This window comes from Sandaracinobacter neustonicus (genome assembly GCF_006385875.1).
Lineage (GTDB): Bacteria > Pseudomonadota > Alphaproteobacteria > Sphingomonadales > Sphingomonadaceae > Sandaracinobacteroides > Sandaracinobacteroides neustonicus.
The window spans coordinates 211,524-228,804 of sequence record NZ_VFSU01000034.1; the positions used below are offsets into that span (position 1 = coordinate 211,524).

Consider the following 17,281-nt stretch of genomic DNA (forward strand, 5'->3'; position numbering starts at 1 on the left):
GATCGGGCGTTTGCAGGATCAAGGTCCAGCGATGTTCATCCCCCTACGCGTGCAGTCCTGTTTCTCGATGCTGGAGTCCACCATCGAGGTGAAGGCGCTGGCGAAGGAGGCTGCGAAGCGCGGATTTCCGGCCATTGGGCTGGCGGATCGCGGGGCGCTGTTTGCGGCGATGGCCTTTTCCAAGGCCTGCATGGATGAAGGCGCGCAGCCGCTGATCGGCACCATGCTGCCTGTTGTGCGGGATATGCCGCCTGGATCGCTGCGGCCCGGGGCGAAGCCGCCGGTCGATCATCTGCTGCTCTATGCGCAGAACGCGGTGGGCTGGCAGAATCTGCTTCAGCTGGTGTCGGCCTCTCACATGGAGGGCGAGGGCGGGCTTGAGCGGCTGGAGGGGCAGAGTGAGGGCTTGCTGGCGCTGACGGGCGGGCCGGACGGGGCGTTGGCGAAGCTGCTGGCCGAGGGGCAGGCGGAGGAGGCCGACGCGCTGGCGCGGCGGCTGAAACAGCTGTTTGGCGACAGGCTGTTCGTGGAGATTTCCCGCACCGGCGATCCCGTTGAGAAGGCCAGCGAGCATGGGCTGCTGGCGCTGGCGCATGCGGAAGGCTTGCCCATCGTGGCGACCAACCCGGCGCAGTTTCTGGAGCCATCGGGCCATGCCGCGCATGATGTGATGCTGTGCATCGCCGATGGGGCCTATTTGGAATCGGCGGACCGCAAGCGATCCAACCCGCGCCATTACCTGCCCACCGCCGCCGAAATGGCGGAGCGCTTTGCCGACCTGCCCGAAGCGCTGGAGATGACGGAGCATGTGGCGAAGCGCTGCGCCTTCGCGCTGAAAAAGCGCGATCCCGTGCTGCCCAAGCTGGTGCCGGATGCCGAAGCCGAAAAGGCCGAGCTGGTGCGGCTGGCGGAAGAGGGCTTGCGGCAGCGGCTGGTGAAGCTGGCGGTGGACGAAGGGCCTTATTGGGAGCGGCTGGCGTTCGAGCTGGATATCATCGGCCAGATGGGCTTTTCCGGCTACTTCCTGATCGTGGCGGACTTCATCCAATGGTCCAAACGGCAGGGGATTCCGGTGGGGCCGGGGCGGGGTTCGGGCGCTGGTTCCGCCGTGGCATGGGCGTTGCAGATCACCGATCTGGACCCGCTGGCGCTGGGGCTGCTGTTCGAGCGGTTCCTGAACCCCGAACGCAAATCCATGCCCGACTTCGACATCGATTTCTGCGAAACCCGGCGGGAAGAGGTGATCCGTTACGTGCAGGGCAAATATGGCCGCGCGCAGGTGGCGCAGATCATCACCTTCGGAACGCTGAAGGCCCGCGCGGTGGTGAAGGATGTGGGCCGGGTGATGCAGCTGCCCTATGGGCAGGTGAACCGGCTTTCGAACCTGATTCCTGCCAACCCGGCCGACCCATGGGATCTGAACCGCACCCTGAACGGCGTGCCGGAACTGAAGCAGGAGATGGCGGCGGACCCGAAGGTGCAGCAGCTGATCAAGGTGGGGTTGCAGCTGGAAAACCGGCCGCGCCATTCCTCCACCCATGCCGCCGGCGTGGTGATCGGGGACAGGAACCTGTCCGAGCTGGTGCCGCTGTATCGCGATCCGCGATCCGATTTCCCCGTGACCCAGTTCGACTTGAAATGGGCCGAGGAAGCGGGGCTGGTGAAGTTCGACTTTCTGGGACTGAAGACGCTGTCTGTGCTGGAGCGCGCGCGGCAGCTGCTGAAGCGGCGCGGGGTGGAGATCGATCTGGAGACGCTGCCGTGGGACGATGGCGACGTTTATCAGCTGATGACGCGCGGCGACACGGTGGGGGTGTTCCAGTTCGAATCCGAAGGCATGCGCCGGGCGCTGTCTCTGGTGAAGCCGACCTTGTTCGAGGATATCATCGCGCTGGGCGCGCTGTATCGCCCCGGCCCGATGGACAATATCCCCAGCTTCGCCGCCCGCAAATGGGGGCGCGAGGAACCGGATTATCTGCACCCGATGCTGGAGCCGATCCTGAAGCCGACCTACGGCGTCATCATCTATCAGGAACAGGTGATGCAGATCGCGCAGGTGCTGGCGGGTTATTCGCTGGGCGACGCCGACCTGTTGCGCCGGGCCATGGGCAAGAAGATCAAGGCGGAAATGGACGCGCAGCGCGCGCGCTTCATCGAGGGCGCGGTGGCGAACGGCGTGGACGGCAGCCGCGCCGAGTTCATCTTCAACCTTGTCGACAAGTTCGCGGGCTATGGTTTCAACAAGAGCCATGCGGCGGCCTATGCGCTGGTGGCGTGGCAGACGGCGTGGCTGAAGCAGCATCACGCGGCCGCTTTCTATGCCGGGTCCATGGCCTATGACATCCACCTGACCGACAAGCTGGCGGTGTTCGTGGACGATATGCGGCGGCTGGACGTGCCGCTGCTGGGGCCGTGCATCAATGCCTCTGGAGCGGACTTCAGCCTTGAGGACCATGAAGGCCGCATCGCCGTTCGCTATGCGCTGGGCGCACTGAAAGGCGTGGGCGAGGGGGCGATGGAGGATATCGTCCGCGAGCGGGAGGCGAACGGGCCGTTCCTTGGGCTGGACGATTTCGTGAACCGAATCGATCCGCGCGCGCTGAACCGGCGACAGATGGAAGCGCTGGCGAGCGCGGGGGCGTTCGATTGTTTCGGGCTGGACCGGGCGCGGGTGTATGGGGCGGCGGACCTGCTGATGTCTGCCGCGACGCGCGCGGCGGAGCAGCGGCTGACGGGGCAGGGCGGGTTGTTCGGCGGCGACGCGGCGGTGGAAAGCGTGCAATTGCCCGAGGCGGCCCCATGGCCGCTGGGCGAGCGGCTGTCCAAAGAGCGGGAGGCGTTCGGCTTCTGGTTCTCCGGCCACCCGGTCGAGGCGCATGCCGCCGTGCTGGCCGCGATGCACGTGATCACCGCGACCGACGCGCTGGCGATGCGCGATGTGCCGGGCACGCGGCGGGGCGTAAAAATGGCGGGGCTGGTGGAAGACACCCGCTGGCGGGTGCCGCAGGGCAAGGGGCCGGACCGGCGTTACATGATGGCGGACCTGACGGACCAGTCCGGCAAATGGGGCGCGACCTGCTTCAACGCGGAGGGGCAGGAGGCGCTGGCCGCCGCGCTGACGGCGGGCGAGCCACTGCTGCTGGACGTGGAACTGCAATGGCGCGAGGGCGACGAAAGCCCGCGCCTGACGATCCAGAACGCCGTGCCGTTGAACGCGCTGGTGAAATCGGCGCGGGCGCGGCTGGAAATCCGGTTGAAGCCGGAGGCCGGGGTGAACATCGTGCCGATGCTGGCATCCTATCTGCAGCGCGGCGGCAAGGTGATGGCCGAGGTGAGGCTGCCGATGGCGGGTGGCGGCGAGGCGCAACTGCTGCTGGGCCGCAACTTCCTGATTTCCCCGGGCGCGGATATCGAGATATCGCAGTTGCCGGGGATCGAATCCGCGACGATCTCCGCGATGGGGGCGCTGGCGGCGGTTTAAGCGGCCCTGAAACGGGGCCAGTGGGGAGAGAGTTGGACATGCCGATTTCATTGTATGACGCCTTTGTGCCCACCACCCGGCAGATGCTGGGGTCTGTGCTGGCACTGCTGGACAAGGCCGAAGGCTGGTGCGCGGCGCAAGGGCTGGCGGAGGCGGAAATCGCGAATGCCAGCCTGCATGACTCGATGCTGCCCTTCGCCTTCCAGATCAAATCGGTGGCGCGGCATAGCCTTGGCGCGATCGACGGCGTGCGGGAGGGGAATTTCAACGGCATGTCCGGCGAAATGCCCGGCGATTTCGCAGGCATGAAGGCGCTGCTGGCGAAATCCGACGCCGGGCTGGCGGCGGTGACGGTGGCGGAGATGGAGAGCTTCATCGGCAAGGAGGTGCAGTTCACGCTGCCCACGATGAAGCTGCCCTTCACGGCGGAGAATTTCCTGCTGTCTTTCTCTCAACCCAATTTCTTTTTCCATGCCACCACGGCCTATGCGATCCTGCGCGCGAAGGGTGTGGGGCTGGGCAAGCGGGATTTCCTTGGCCAGCTGCGGCTGAAGCCATGAAGTCGCCCTTGCTGTTCGTGGCCGCGCTGGTGGCCGGGATCAGCTATATCGTCAGCTGGGCGCTGCCGTTGCCCGATGCCGCCGCCATTGCATGGAAGGGCGCGGGCGTGGGGTTGCTGGCGACATGGGCGAGCCGGCAGGGGCAGACGATCGACCATAAGCTGCTGGCGACCGTGCTGGTGCTAGGGGCGACGGCCGATATGATGCTGGAGATCCACCTCATTGCCGGTGCGGCGATCTTCGCGCTGGGGCATGTGGTGGCGGTGGTGCTGTATATTCGCAACCGGCGGGCCGGGACGGGGGTTCGCGACGCGGCGCTGGGGGCGCTGTTCGCGGCCGGGATGATGGCGCTCGCCTTCCATCTGGCCAGCCCTGACTGGGCACCTGCCGTGGCCATCTACACCCTGTTCCTTGCCGTGATGGCGGCGAGTGCGATGGCGTCGCGCTTTCCGCTGGCGGCGGCGGGGGCCTTGCTGTTCCTGTTGAGCGACCTGCTGATCTTTGCGCGGATGGGGCTGATCGCGAACCTGAGCTGGGCCGATCTGGCGGTGTGGGCGACCTATTTCGCGGGGCAGGCGCTGATCGCTTATGGCGTGGCGACGGGCCTAAAAACCACCCGTTAGCGCCATGGCGATCACCGCGGCCGCCATCACGGCGGTGGCCAGCCAGCCCCAGATGGCCAGAGGGCGGGAGATGGGGAGCGCGCCCATGGTGAGGCGGCGGCTGGCCACATACATCATGGCGGCCATGATCGGCACGGCGACGACTCCGTTGATCACCGCGCTCCAGAACAGCGCCTTGATGGGATCGATTCCGGCGAACTGGATGACGAGGCCGATGAGCGTGGCCGCGACGATCACGCCGTAAAAGCCGATGGCTTCCCATGGCTTGTGATCGAGGCCGGATTTCCAGCCCTCCGCCTCGCCGATGGCATAGGCGGCGGAGCCTGCCAGCACGGGGACGGCCAGCAGGCCGGTGCCGATGATGCCAAGGCTGAACAGGGCGAAGGCATAGTTTCCGGCGATCGGCCTCAGCGCCTCCGCCGCATCTGCCGCCGTCTGGATATCCCCCTTGCCATGGGCGTGCAGCGTGGCGGCGGTGGCGATGATGATGGCGATGGCGACGAGGTTGGAAATCGCCATGCCCGAAAGCGTATCGAAGCCGATGCGCTTGAATTCAGCTTCGGCCGGGGTGCCGTCTTCCGTGAGCGGGCGTTCGTGGTGGCGACCCATTTCCTCCACCTCCTGCGCGCTTTGCCAGAAGAAGAGATAGGGGCTGATGGTGGTGCCGAAGATGGCGACGATCATCACCAGCGCCTCTTTGCCGGGAATGCGCGGGATGAACAGCCCGGCGGCGACCTGTGCCCAGTTCAGCTTCACCAGCAGCAGCACGGCGAAATAGGCGAACAGGCTGAGCGTGAGCCATTTCAGGAAGCTGGCATAGCGCGGATAGGGGACGAACAGCTGCAGCGTGAGCGAAACGACCGCGAACAGGATCGTCATCCAGTGCGGCGGCAGGCCGGTGATGAGGCGGGCGACATCGCCCATCATGGCGAGATCAGCGGCGATGTTGATGGTGTTGGCGATGAACAAGAGCAGCACCAGCCCCAGCACCAGCGGGCGCGGGATGGCGGCGGCCATGTTGCTGGCCAGCCCCTTGCCCGTGACGCGGCCGATATGCGCAGAGACCAGCTGCACCGCGCACATCAGCGGATAGGTGAGCAGCATCGTCCACAACAGCCCGAAGCCGAACTGCGCGCCTGCCTGCGAATAAGTGGCGATGCCGGAGGGATCATCATCCGCCGCCCCGGTAATCAGGCCGGGCCCCAGCTGTTTCAGCCGGGCGGAGACGCGCAGGCGGTGGGTGAACTTCATGGCCGCAGGGTTTGCGCGATCAGCGGGTGGGATGCAAAGCCAAACATGAAGCCGGGGGGCGTTACCGCCGGGCGGACGCGTCCGGATCATGGCGTTGTCCTTGACTTTTGCCGATTCCCTCACTAGCTGCGCCGCCCATCCCACACGCGAAGGGAAACCTTCCGGTGCCCGGCCACAGTCGGGCTTACCTTCGCGGCGGAACCAACCGGTTAGGAGAAACTTTATGACGGACACCCCGCAGGTGTCGATGCAAGCGCTGCTGGAAGCTGGCGCGCACTTCGGCCACCAGACGCATCGCTGGAACCCGAAGATGAAGCCTTACATCTTCGGCGAGCGCAACGGCGTTCACATTCTCGACCTGTCGCAGACGGTGCCGCTGTTCGCGCGCTCGCTGGACTTCGTGCGCGCCACTTCGGCCGCCGGGGGCAAGGTGCTGTTCGTGGGCACCAAGCGTCAGGCGCAAGAGCCGATTGCCGACGCCGCGCGCCGGTCTGGCCAGCATTATGTCAACCACCGCTGGCTGGGCGGCATGCTGACGAACTGGAAGACGATTTCGGCTTCGATCCGCCGCTTCAAGACGCTGGAAGAGCAGCTTTCGGGCGACACGCACGGCTTCACCAAGAAGGAAGTGCTGAAGATGACCCGCGAGCGCGACAAGTTTGAAGCCTCGCTGGGCGGTATCCGTGACATGAACGGCCTGCCGGACCTGATGTTCGTGGTGGACGTGAACAAGGAAGACCTCGCCATCAAGGAAGCCAATGTGCTTGGCATCCCGGTGATCGCGATCCTCGATTCCAACTGCGATCCTGCCAACATCGCCTTCCCGGTTCCGGGCAACGACGATGCCAGCCGCGCCATCCAGCTGTATTGCAATGCGGTGGCTGACGCGATTCTGGTTGGCAAGCAGGGCCGTCAGGCGAGCCAGGGCGTTGACCTTGGCGCGGCTGCCGAGCCCGAAATCGAGCCCGCGCTGACGGCCTGAGTTTCGCCTGAATTGCCGGGCGGGTTTTTCCCCGCCTGTCATCAAACTGACCTTCGGGGGTTGCACGGAGCCGTGCAGCCCCCACACCCCTTAGAAGCAGAAGGAGCCGATCCATGGCCAACATTACCGCAACCCTCGTCAAGGAACTCCGCGACCTGACCGGCGCGGGCATGATGGACGCCAAGAAGGCGCTCGTCGAAGTGGAAGGCGAGATCGAAAAGGCCATCGACTGGCTGCGCGCCAAGGGCCTTGCCTCTGCCGCCAAGAAGTCCGGCCGCACGGCTGCTGAAGGCCTGGTGGGCGTTGCCGTTTCCGGCAATCGCGGCGCCGTGGTGGAAGTGAACGCCGAGACGGACTTCGTGGCCAAGAACGCGCAGTTCCAGGGCTTTGTGAAGGAAGTCGCCGGTGTGGCGCTCGCCAAGGGCGAGAAGGTGGAAGACCTGCTGGCCGCCGATTATCCGGCGGGCGGCGGTAGCGTGCAGGACGTGCTGACCCACAACATCGCCACCATCGGCGAGCAGCAGGTGTTGCGCCGCGCCGAAGTGCTGGAAGCGACCGGCGTGGTCGCATCCTACATCCACAATGCCGCGGCCCCCGGCCTCGGCAAGATCGGCGTGCTGGTCGCGATTGACAGCGACATTGCCGACAAGGATGCGCTGATGGCGATCGGCAAGCAGGTCGCCATGCATGTGGCGGCGGCCAACCCGCTGGCGCTTTCGATCGAGCATATCGATCCGAGCCTGCTGGAGCGTGAGCGCGCCATCGCCACCGAAAAGGCCGCCGGTTCGGGCAAGCCCGCCGACATCATCGAGCGCATGGTCGATGGGGCGGTGAAGAAGTTCGCCGGCGAACAGGCGCTGCTGAGCCAGGTGTTCGTGATCGACGGCAAGTCCAAGGTGGGTGATTTCATCGCCACCGAAGCCAAGCGTCTGTCCGGCAATTTGCTGGTGGCGAAGTTCATTCGCTTCCAGCTGGGTGAAGGCATCGAAAAGGCCGAGAGCGACTTCGCGGCTGAAGTGGCTGCTGCCGCTGGCGTCGCCTGATTTCGTGATCTTGCGCTGAAGCGCCCTCCCACCGCCCCGCTCCCCCGCCCAACCGCCCCAAGCATGACAATGTCGGGCGGTTGGGCGGGGGAGCGGGGCGGTGGGAGGGTGGCGCAGCCAAATAAGAGGAGGGGCGTTGCCGACATGTCGGCAACGCCCTTTTCATGTCTGCGTCCCGCCGCTAAGCGGGGTCAGTTCCAACAGTCAGGCTGTCCATGTCCTCTACGCCCCACAAGCGAATCCTCCTGAAGCTTTCGGGCGAAGCCGCCATGGGCGATCAGGCGTTCGGCATCGATCCCGCCACCGTGCAGCGCGTGGCCGGAGAGGTGAAGGCCGCGAAGGACAAGGGGCTGGAACTGTGCCTTGTGATCGGCGGCGGCAATATCTTCCGCGGCATGGCGGGCGCGGCCAAGGGGATGGACCGGGCGACCGCCGATTATATGGGCATGCTGGCGACCGTGATGAACGCGCTGGCCATGCAGGACGCGCTGGAGCAGGCGGGTGTGGAAACGCGGGTGATGTCCGCCATTCCGATGGCCGCCGTGTGCGAGCCTTACATCCGCCGCCGGGCCGAGCGGCATCTGGAAAAGGGCCGGGTGGTGATCTTCGCCGCCGGAACCGGCAGCCCCTATTTCACCACCGACAGCGGTGCGGCGTTGCGCGCGGCCGAGATGAAGTGCGATGCCTTGTTCAAGGGCACGTCGGTGGACGGCGTCTATGACAGCGACCCGAAAACCAACCCGTCTGCGACCCGCTATGAACGGATCGGCTTCGACAAGGTGCTGGCGGACAATCTGAAAGTGATGGATGCGGCCGCGATCGCGCTGTGCCGCGACAATCGCATCCCGATCGTGGTGTTCAACATCCGCGAAGAGGGTAATCTGGCCCGCGTGCTTGCCGGTGATGGCGTTTCCACCGTGGTTGGCGGATAAGGGCGCGGCGCGAGACGCGAATTGACAAGAAGAATAGGCGAGGACTGACATGGCTGATTTCGACGCCAACGCAACCAAGGCCGATCTGGACCGGCGCATGAAGGGCGCGGTGGAGACGCTGAAAAATGATCTGGGCGGGCTTCGCACCGGCCGGGCGTCCACCACCCTGCTCGATCCCGTGCAGGTGGAGGTGTATGGTGCGAACATGCCGCTGAATCAGGTGGCGACGGTGACGGCGCCCGAGCCGCGCATGCTGTCTGTGCAGGTGTGGGATCGATCCAACGTGCAGCCGGTGGAAAAGGCGATTCGCTCTGCAGGGCTGGGGCTGAACCCGGTGACGGAAGGGCAGACGCTGCGCCTGCCGATCCCCGATCTCACGGAAGAACGCCGCAAGGAGCTGGCGAAGCTGGCGACGCAATATGCCGAAAAGGCGCGGATCGCCATCCGCAACGTGCGGCGCGACGGCAATGACGTGCTGAAGACAGCGGAAAAGAAGGGCCAGATCAGCCAGGACGAACTGAAGCGGCTGGAAGGCGATGTGCAGAAGCTGACCGATAAGGCGATTGCCGATGCGGATGCGGCCTCTGCGGCCAAGGAGAAGGAAATCCTTGGCAAGTGAAGTGGTTCAATCCCGTGCGGCCCTCGGCTGAAGCCGAAGGCCCTGATGCTGCCGTCGGGCCTGTGCCCGGCGGGCCGCGCCATGTCGCCATCATCATGGACGGCAACGGCCGCTGGGCGAAGGCGCGGCGGCTGCCGCGCGTGGCCGGGCACCGCGCGGGGGTGGAGGCGGTGCGGCGCATCGTGCGCGCCGCGCCGAAGCTGGGGATCGAGACGCTGACGCTTTATGCCTTCAGTTCCGAGAACTGGCGGCGGCCTGCGGACGAAGTGTCTGACCTGATGAGCCTGCTGCGCCACCATCTGCTGGCGGAGCTGGAGGAACTGGATTCGAACGGCGCGCGGCTGAGCCTGATCGGCAACTGGCGGGCGATGAAGCCCGACGTGGTGGAGCGGCTGGAAAATGCCGTGCGCTCCACCGCGAAGAACACACGTTTCCAGCTGGTGGTGGCGCTGAACTATGGCGGGCAGGACGAGATCGTGCGCGCGGCGCAGGCGCTGGCGACACGGGTGGCGGCGGGCGAGATAGCCGCGCAGGCGATCACGCCCGAGCTGATCGAGGCGGAGCTGGACACGGCGCAGCTGCCGCCGGTGGACCTGATCATCCGATCGTCCGGCGAACAGCGGCTGTCGAACTTCCTGCTGTGGCAGGCGGCCTATGCGGAGATGTGGTTCACCCCCGTGCTGTGGCCGGATTTCAACGAAGATGTGCTGCGCGACGCAATCGACTCCTTCGCGCGGCGGGAGCGGCGCTATGGCGGCCGTTGAGCCGGTTGTGGCCGCGTCGGGTGGCTCCAACCTGAAATCGCGGGTGGTGGTGGCGCTGTTTCTGGGCGTTGTGGCCATCGCCGACATCTGGATCGGCGGCCCGGCCTTCACCTTGATGATCGCGGCTGGCGTGGGGCTGGTGCTGTGGGAATGGGGCGCGATGCACGGCACGCCGCTGGGCTGGCGCGTGGCCGGGCTGGTGGCGTTGGCGGGGGCAAGCGTGCTGGCGCATCTGCGGCAACCGCTGCCTGCGCTGATCCTGTTGCTGAGCGCGATCCTGATCCTGCTGGCGCTCTCCATCCTGATGCGCACCGGCGGCAAGCGCTGGATTTCTACCGGCTTGGCCTATGCCGGGCTGCCCGCCGTGGCGCTGATCTGGCTTAGGCAGCAACCGGATGGCTTCGCGCTGGTGATGTGGACCATGGGGCTGGTGTGGGCGACAGACATATTGGCCTATTTCGCCGGGCGGGCGATCGGCGGGCCGAAGATCTGGCCTGCCGTCAGCCCCAACAAGACATGGGCCGGGCTGGCGGGCGGCATGACGGGTGCGGCGTTATTTTCCATGCTGTTCGCGCATTATGCGGGCTGGCCGCAGGCGCTGCCACTGATGGCGCTTCTGGGCGCAGGCCTGGCTGTGGTGGCGCAGGCCGGGGACTTTTTCGAAAGCTGGCTGAAGCGCCGCGCCGGGGTGAAGGATTCAGGCAAGCTGCTGCCCGGCCATGGCGGCATCATGGACCGGGTGGACGGGCTGGTGCCCGTCGCCTGTGCGGTGGCGCTGTGGGTGAGCCTGCAGCAGCCTGCGGAGTATGTGATGGCGATGACGGAGCGACTGGCTTGAAGCGGCTGGCGATCTTTGGCGCGACGGGCTCCGTCGGCGCTTCCACGCTGGATCTGGTGGCGCGCAACCCGGAGCGATACCGGGTGAGCGTGCTGACGGCCGGGAAAGACTGGCGGCGGCTGGCCGAACTTGCGCGGACCTTCCGGCCCGAGCATGTGGTGATCGCAGACGAGACAGCCTTTGCCGATCTGGCCGAAGCGCTGGCGGGCGAGCCGGTGACAGTGTCCGCCGGGGCGGCGGCGCTGGAAAGCGTGGCGCGCGAGCCTGCCGATCTGGTGGTGGCAGCGATCGTGGGGGCAGCCGGGCTGAAGCCGACTCTGGCGGCGCTGGAAAGCGGGATTCCGGTGGCGCTGGCCAACAAGGAAGCGCTGGTGTGCGCGGGCGGGCTGATGACGGCCACCGCCGCGCGGACCGGCGCGGCGCTGCTGCCCATCGATTCCGAGCACAACGCGATCTTCCAGGTGCTGGAGGACAAATCCCGCGTGAGCCGCATCGTGCTGACAGCCTCTGGCGGGCCGTTCCGGGCGCTGAGCCGACAGGAGATGTCGGCGGTGACTCCGGCGCAGGCGGTGAAGCATCCGACATGGTCCATGGGGGCGAAAATCTCCATCGACTCGGCCACGCTGATGAACAAGGGGCTGGAGCTGATCGAGGCGCTGCATCTGTTCGGCGTGCGCGCCGAGCAACTGGGCGTGCTCGTGCACCCGCAGAGCCTTGTGCACGGGCTGGTGGAATATGTGGACGGCTCGGTGCTGGCGCAGCTTGGCCCGGCCGACATGCGGGTGCCCATTGCCCATGCCATGGCATGGCCCGAGCGGATCGCCACCCCGGTGGAGCGGCTGGATCTGGCGCGCATTGGCAGGCTGGAGTTCGAGGAAGCGGATCGTGAGCGATTCCCGGCACTTGCGCTTGCGGAAGCGGCGCTGGCGGCCGGGCAATGCCGCCCCTGCGTGCTGAACGCGGCCAATGAAGTGGCGGTTGCGGCCTTTCTGGACGGGCGGATCGGCTTTCTGGATATCGCCGCCGTGGTGGCCGAAACGCTGGAAGCGCTGCCCGCCCGCAGGCTGGACACGCTGGAGGATGTGTTCGAAACCGACCGGCAGGCGCGGGCGAGCGCACAACAATATGTTACGCGTGTGAAACAGACTTCATTTGCTGCCCGGAGGGTGGCCGGTTAGGATCGGGATATGGAAACGCTCGCCAGCCCCGGAATTCTCTACACCCTCGCGGTCTTCGCGCTTGTCATCGGCATCCTCGTGTTCGTGCACGAGTTCGGACATTATGCGGTCGCCCGCATGTTCGGGATCAAGGTGGAGGCCTTTGCGGTTGGCTTCGGCAAGGAGCTTGTCGGCTGGACAGACCGCAACGGCACCCGCTGGAAGCTGGGCTGGATTCCGATGGGCGGCTACGCCAAGTTCGCCGGAGACGCGAACGCGGCGAGCCAGCCGGATTTCTCTCTGGACGAGGCGCTGCCCGACGACGAGCGGGCCAATCTGTTCCACAACCGGCCACTGTGGCAGCGATCACTGGTGGTGCTGGCGGGGCCTGCCATCAACTTCCTGTTCGCGATTGCGATCTTCGCCGCCTTCTTCATGACCTATGGCCACCAGATCACCCCGCCGGTGGTGGGGGCCGTTGTGGCTGAAACGCCTGCTGCTGCTGCCGGGCTGAAACAGGGCGACCGGGTGATCAGCATCGACGGGCAGGGTGTCGACCGGTTCGAGGACATCAGCCGCATCGTCGCGATCAATCCGGGCACACCGATGGACATCCTTGTCGAGCGCGATGGGGCGGAAAAGCATCTGACGGCGAAGCCGCGCGTGATCACCGAGGTGGACCGCTTCGGCAATGAATATCAGCGTGGCCAGCTGGGCCTGCAATCCGGCCAGCTGGTCGTGGTGCGCCACGGCCCGGTGCAGGCCGTGCGCTGGGCCGTGATCGAGACATGGGCCACCGTGCGGATGATGTGGGATACCATCGTGCAGGTGGTGATGGGCCGCCGTTCACTGGACGATCTGGGCGGGCCGGTGAAGATCGCGCAATTTTCCGGCCAGAGCGCGGTTTTGGGTCTTCCGGCGCTGATCAGCTTCATTGCGCTGATCTCGATAAACCTCGGGTTCATGAACCTGCTGCCAATCCCGATGCTGGACGGCGGGCATCTGTTCCTCTACGCGATTGAGGGTGTCCGGCGTCGGCCGCTTCATCCCAAGGTACAGGAATGGGCGTTCATGTCGGGATTTGCGCTGCTGATGTCGCTGATGCTTGTGCTTACACTCAACGACCTTCGTGCGGTCGGCGTGTGGGACCGTATCACCGGCATTGTCGGCTGATCAGGCAGGAAACCAGGGACCAGGTGACAATCAATCCGGTGGCAGCGGGCGTTGGCCTGGCCAAGTTAACCAATATCAGCCGTTCCGCGAGAGTGCCGTTCCTGCTGCTGGGAACGGCGCTTGCGATGCCGTCTGTGGCGCTTGCGCAGGCGGCACCTGCGGCTTCGGCGGCAACTGACCCATCGGCAACTGCCCCTGCGGCGGCTGCGCCCGAAGTTCGGCGAATCCGTTCGGTGAATATCGTCGGCAACGAACGTCTGGAGCCTGACACGGTGCGCTCTTACGTGGAGTTGCGCCCCGGCGAGACCTATGACCGGGTGCTGCTGGACCGGGCGCTGAAAGACCTGTTCGCCACCGAATTGTTCGCCGACGTGCAGATTCGCGACGATGGCGACGGCAACCTCACCATCGACGTGCGCGAGAACCCCGTGATCAACCGGGTGATCATCGAGGGCGCGAAGCGGGTGAAGGAAGACAAGATTCGCGAGGAGATCAAGGTGGCCCCCCGCCAGATCTTCACGCGCAGCCGGGCGCGGGCCGATGTGGCGCGCATTCTGGAGCTGTACCGCCGGGGCGGCCGCTTCGCCGCCAAGGTGGAGCCGAAGATCGTCCAGCTGGAACAGAATCGGGTAGATCTGATCTTCGAGATTTCCGAAGGCGCGAAATCCAAGGTCCGGCAGATCAACATCATCGGCAACGAAAAATTCTCCGACAAGGAGCTTCGCGGCGAGATGGTGACGCAGCAGGCGCGGCCGCTGCGCCTGTTCACCTCCAACGACACCTATGATCCGGACCGGCTGGCCTATGACCAGCAGAAGCTCAGGCAATTCTACCTGACGCAGGGCTATGCGGATTTCCGCGTGGTGTCGTCTGTGGCGGAACTGACACCCGACCGGCGCGACTTCATCGTGACCTATGTGGTTGAAGAAGGCGATCGCTACAAGTTCGGCAAGGTCGATCTGGAAAGCCAGATTCGCGACGTGAAGGCGGAGGATTTCAAGCGCCTGATCCCGATGAAGGAAGGCGACTGGTACAACGCGAAGATGGTGGAAGACACCATCGACGGCCTGACCGAATCGGTTGGTCTGCTGGGCTACGCCTTCGCCGATGTCCGCCCGAACTTCGATCGGGACAAGGACAAGCGGGAGATGGGGATCAGCTTCGTGATCAACGAAGCGCCCCGTGTCTATGTCGAGAGCGTGACGATCAACGGCAACACCCGGACGCGCGACGAAGTGATCCGCCGCGAGTTCCGTCTGGCCGAGGGCGATGCCTTCAACTCGGTGAAGGTGAAGCGCTCGCGCGACCGGATTCAGAGCCTGGGCTTCTTCCAGGAGAAGCTGGAAGTGAAGCAGGCGCCGGGCACCGCGCCCGACAAGGTGGCGCTGCAGGTGGACGTGGAAGAGCGGCCGACCGGGTCGCTGCAGCTGTCCGCCGGTTTCTCGTCCATCGAGCGGTTCATCTTCAGCTTCTCCATCGAGGAGCGGAACTTCCGCGGCCGGGCGCAGCAGCTGCGGCTGAGTTCCAGCATCTCCAGCTATTCGAAGTCCATTGAGCTGGGCTTTACCGAGCCTTATCTGTTCGATCGCAACCTGGCGCTGGGCTTTGACCTGTTCCGCCGCGATTACAACAGCTTCACTTATGATACCAACGGTGATCGTTCGACCACCTACGAACAGACGACCACCGGCTTCCAGATTCGCGCTGGCACGGCGATCACCGAATATTGGTCTGCGCAGATGCGCTATGGCCTTTCGCTGGACGAAGTCAGCCTGGATCAGAGCATCTATTACACCGATGGCGAATGCGACCCGCTGAAGGCCGGGCGTTACCTGTGTGAAGCCGTGGGGCGGAATACCACTTCGTCCATCGGTTACAGCCTCGTGCTGGACACGCTGGACAACCGCATGCGCCCCTCTCGGGGGCAGCGCTTCATCCTGAGCCAGGATTTCGCCGGGCTGGGCGGTTCGGTGAACTATCTGCGCACGCGGGTGAACTATGATCAATATTGGCGCCTGCCCGCGAACTTCATCCTGAACATCGGTGGCGAAGCGGGCAACATCTTCGGCTGGGGCGGCAAGGACGTCCGGCTGGTGGATCGCTTCTACCTTGGCGAACCGCGCTTCCGGGGCTTTGGCATCCGCGGTGTCGGCCCGCGCATCCTGCGCAAGGGTTATGACAAGCAAACCGATACGGTGAATTCGGATCCGGATACCTGGTACAGCGATGCCATCGGCGGCCAGAGCTATTATCTGGGCCGGATCGAGGTGGAAGTGCCGCTGGGATCGGGCGGACGTGAACTTGGCCTGCGGCCGTCCATCTTCATGGACGTCGGTGCGCTGTGGGATGTGAAATATCCCGAATTGTACAGCAAGGCCGACAATACGGTCACCTGCACAACGCCGACAGACGGCACCACCCCGATCTGCGTGACGTCGCCCGGCTTCATCGAAGAAGCCTATGGCAACAGCGCAAGTCCACGTGTCTCCATCGGTGTGGGCGTTTCTTGGAATTCGCCATTCGGTCCGTTCCGCTTCGATCTTGCGAAAGCGATCAAGAAGGTCGAAGGCGACGAAACCCAGATCTTCCAGTTCAATGTAGGAACCCAATTCTGATGACGATGCTTTTCAAGACCGTGACTGCGGCGCTTCTGCTTGGCGCAGCCGCCGTGCCCGCCGTTGCCCAGCAACTGGCCCCGCCGGTGATCGTGATCGTGGACATGGACCGCGTGGTGAACGAAAGCGCCGCCGGCAAGCAGGCCGGAACCGACCTGCAGGCGAAGGCGCAGCAACTGGCCACCCGCCGCACCACGCTGGCCGGTCAGCTGCAAACCGAAGCGCAGGCGATCGGTCAGGGCCAGCAGGCCAAGACGCTGGTCGGCCCGGCGCTGGATCAGCGCGTGAAGGCCTTCCAGGACAAGGAAGCTGCCGCCAACGCCGAACTGCAGCGCGGGCAGGAAGATCTGGGCCGCTCACGGCAATATGTGATTCAGCAGATTTCCACGGCGGCTGACCCGATCATCACGCAGGTGATGCGTGAACGGGGTGCGTCCATCGCGCTGCAAAAGGGGGCGACCCTGCAGCACACGGCTTCGCTGGAAGTGACGAACGACGTGATCGGCCGGCTGAACACCAGCCTGCCCAAGGTTTCGATCACGCCGCCCGCCGCCCCGGCTGCCGCCGCGCCGCGCAACTGATCCGGGGCCTGACGCCTTGGATATCACAGGGATTCTCGCCCGGCTTCCGCACCGCTTCCCCATGCTGTTGGTGGATCGCGTGGAGGAACTGGTGAAGGATGAAAAGATCGTCGCCGTGAAGGCGGTGACGATCAACGAACCCTTCTTTCAGGGGCATTTCCCCGCCCGGCCCATCATGCCGGGCGTGCTGATCGTGGAGGCGATGGCGCAGGCCGCCGGCGTTCTCGCGATCGAAAGCCTCGGGCTGCAAGGCTCGGGCAAACTCGTCTATTTCATGGCCATCGAAGATGCGAAGTTCCGCAAGCCGGTGGAACCCGGCTGCCTGCTGAAGCTGGAGGTGGAGTTCCTCCACCGCCGGGCGACGGTGTGCAAATTCGCGGGGCGCGCGCTGATCGACGGCACGCTGATGGCCGAAGCGCGCTTCACGGCGATGATCGCGGACGCGCCTGCCGCCTGACGTTGCGGTTTCGGCGTTGAGCGTTGAGATGAGGGGGCTTTGCCCCCTCATACTCCCCCAACAGGGAAATGATTTCCCTGTACCCTCTGACTTTGCGTTGCGCCAAAACTCCGACGCCGTTTGAGTGATGAGATTCGATTGCCTGTGGCGCTACGGAAGCTCTCTCTCCCCGTTGGGGAGAGAGGGGGCGACGCTGGGTATGACC

15 protein-coding genes are annotated in these 17,281 nt (G+C 65.1%); 14 read left to right on the top strand and 1 reads right to left on the bottom strand.

The features are described 5' to 3' along the window. Positions 1 to 31: 31 nt before the first annotated feature. Genes dnaE through FJQ54_RS16290 form a run of 3 tightly spaced genes read left to right on the top strand, consistent with a single transcriptional unit; the run spans position 32 to position 4,664 of the window. The gene (gene dnaE / locus FJQ54_RS16280; RefSeq protein WP_140929463.1) at positions 32 to 3,481 is read left to right on the top strand and encodes a DNA polymerase III subunit alpha; all 3,450 of its coding nucleotides are present in this window, start codon (positions 32 to 34) and stop codon (positions 3,479 to 3,481) included. A gap of 38 nt (positions 3,482 to 3,519) precedes the next feature. Further along, on the top strand, positions 3,520 to 4,041 hold the full coding sequence (locus tag FJQ54_RS16285; RefSeq protein WP_140929464.1) for a DUF1993 domain-containing protein: 522 nt from the start codon (positions 3,520 to 3,522) through the stop codon (positions 4,039 to 4,041). Next, complete coding sequence (locus FJQ54_RS16290) at positions 4,038 to 4,664, top strand: lysoplasmalogenase family protein (RefSeq protein WP_140929465.1); 627 nt, start codon at positions 4,038 to 4,040, stop codon at positions 4,662 to 4,664. Before FJQ54_RS16285 ends, FJQ54_RS16290 begins: the two co-directional genes overlap by 4 nt. On the opposite strand, the gene FJQ54_RS16295 is transcribed toward FJQ54_RS16290, so the two are convergent. Further along, positions 4,647 to 5,915, bottom strand: coding sequence for an NRAMP family divalent metal transporter (locus tag FJQ54_RS16295; protein ID WP_140929466.1), 1,269 nt, complete (start codon positions 5,913 to 5,915; stop codon positions 4,647 to 4,649). The genes FJQ54_RS16290 and FJQ54_RS16295 overlap by 18 nt on opposite strands. A 223-nt stretch (positions 5,916 to 6,138) precedes the next feature. Here FJQ54_RS16295 and rpsB point away from each other — a divergent pair, with 223 nt between their 5' ends. The 11 genes from rpsB (at position 6,139) to fabZ (ending at position 17,076) form a co-directional block, all read left to right on the top strand. Next, positions 6,139 to 6,897, top strand: a complete 759-nt coding sequence (rpsB, locus tag FJQ54_RS16300) for a 30S ribosomal protein S2 (protein WP_140929467.1) — start codon at positions 6,139 to 6,141, stop codon at positions 6,895 to 6,897. 113 nt (positions 6,898 to 7,010) lie between these two features. Beyond that, positions 7,011 to 7,940 (top strand): translation elongation factor Ts, encoded by a 930-nt coding sequence (gene tsf / locus FJQ54_RS16305; RefSeq protein WP_140929468.1) that lies wholly within the window; start codon positions 7,011 to 7,013, stop codon positions 7,938 to 7,940. Between the two features lie 215 nt (positions 7,941 to 8,155). Further along, on the top strand, positions 8,156 to 8,872 hold the full coding sequence (gene pyrH / locus FJQ54_RS16310) for a UMP kinase (protein WP_140929469.1): 717 nt from the start codon (positions 8,156 to 8,158) through the stop codon (positions 8,870 to 8,872). Between the two features lie 49 nt (positions 8,873 to 8,921). Then, complete coding sequence (gene frr, locus FJQ54_RS16315; RefSeq protein WP_140929470.1) at positions 8,922 to 9,491, top strand: ribosome recycling factor; 570 nt, start codon at positions 8,922 to 8,924, stop codon at positions 9,489 to 9,491. Positions 9,492 to 9,586: 95 nt separating this feature from the next. Next, positions 9,587 to 10,255, top strand: a complete 669-nt coding sequence (gene uppS / locus FJQ54_RS16320) for a polyprenyl diphosphate synthase (RefSeq protein ID WP_140929674.1) — start codon at positions 9,587 to 9,589, stop codon at positions 10,253 to 10,255. Further along, a complete protein-coding gene (locus FJQ54_RS16325) occupies positions 10,242 to 11,093 on the top strand; it encodes a phosphatidate cytidylyltransferase (RefSeq protein ID WP_181160198.1) in 852 nt (283 codons plus the stop codon). The genes uppS and FJQ54_RS16325 overlap by 14 nt, the downstream gene beginning before the upstream one ends. Continuing rightward, a complete protein-coding gene (gene dxr / locus FJQ54_RS16330; RefSeq protein WP_140929472.1) occupies positions 11,090 to 12,271 on the top strand; it encodes a 1-deoxy-D-xylulose-5-phosphate reductoisomerase in 1,182 nt (393 codons plus the stop codon). Before FJQ54_RS16325 ends, dxr begins: the two co-directional genes overlap by 4 nt. Before the next feature lie 9 nt (positions 12,272 to 12,280). Then, entirely contained in the window at positions 12,281 to 13,423 is a 1,143-nt protein-coding gene (rseP, locus tag FJQ54_RS16335; RefSeq protein ID WP_140929473.1) for an RIP metalloprotease RseP, read from the top strand. Positions 13,424 to 13,548: 125 nt separating this feature from the next. Then, positions 13,549 to 16,038 carry an outer membrane protein assembly factor BamA gene (bamA, locus tag FJQ54_RS16340; protein ID WP_235890522.1) on the top strand — a complete coding sequence of 830 codons (2,490 nt, stop codon included), beginning with the start codon at positions 13,549 to 13,551 and terminating at the stop codon, positions 16,036 to 16,038. Further along, positions 16,038 to 16,619, top strand: a complete 582-nt coding sequence (locus FJQ54_RS16345; RefSeq protein ID WP_140929475.1) for an OmpH family outer membrane protein — start codon at positions 16,038 to 16,040, stop codon at positions 16,617 to 16,619. The genes bamA and FJQ54_RS16345 overlap by 1 nt, the downstream gene beginning before the upstream one ends. 16 nt (positions 16,620 to 16,635) lie before the next feature. Beyond that, complete coding sequence (gene fabZ / locus FJQ54_RS16350) at positions 16,636 to 17,076, top strand: 3-hydroxyacyl-ACP dehydratase FabZ (RefSeq protein ID WP_140929476.1); 441 nt, start codon at positions 16,636 to 16,638, stop codon at positions 17,074 to 17,076. Positions 17,077 to 17,281: the final 205 nt, after the last annotated feature.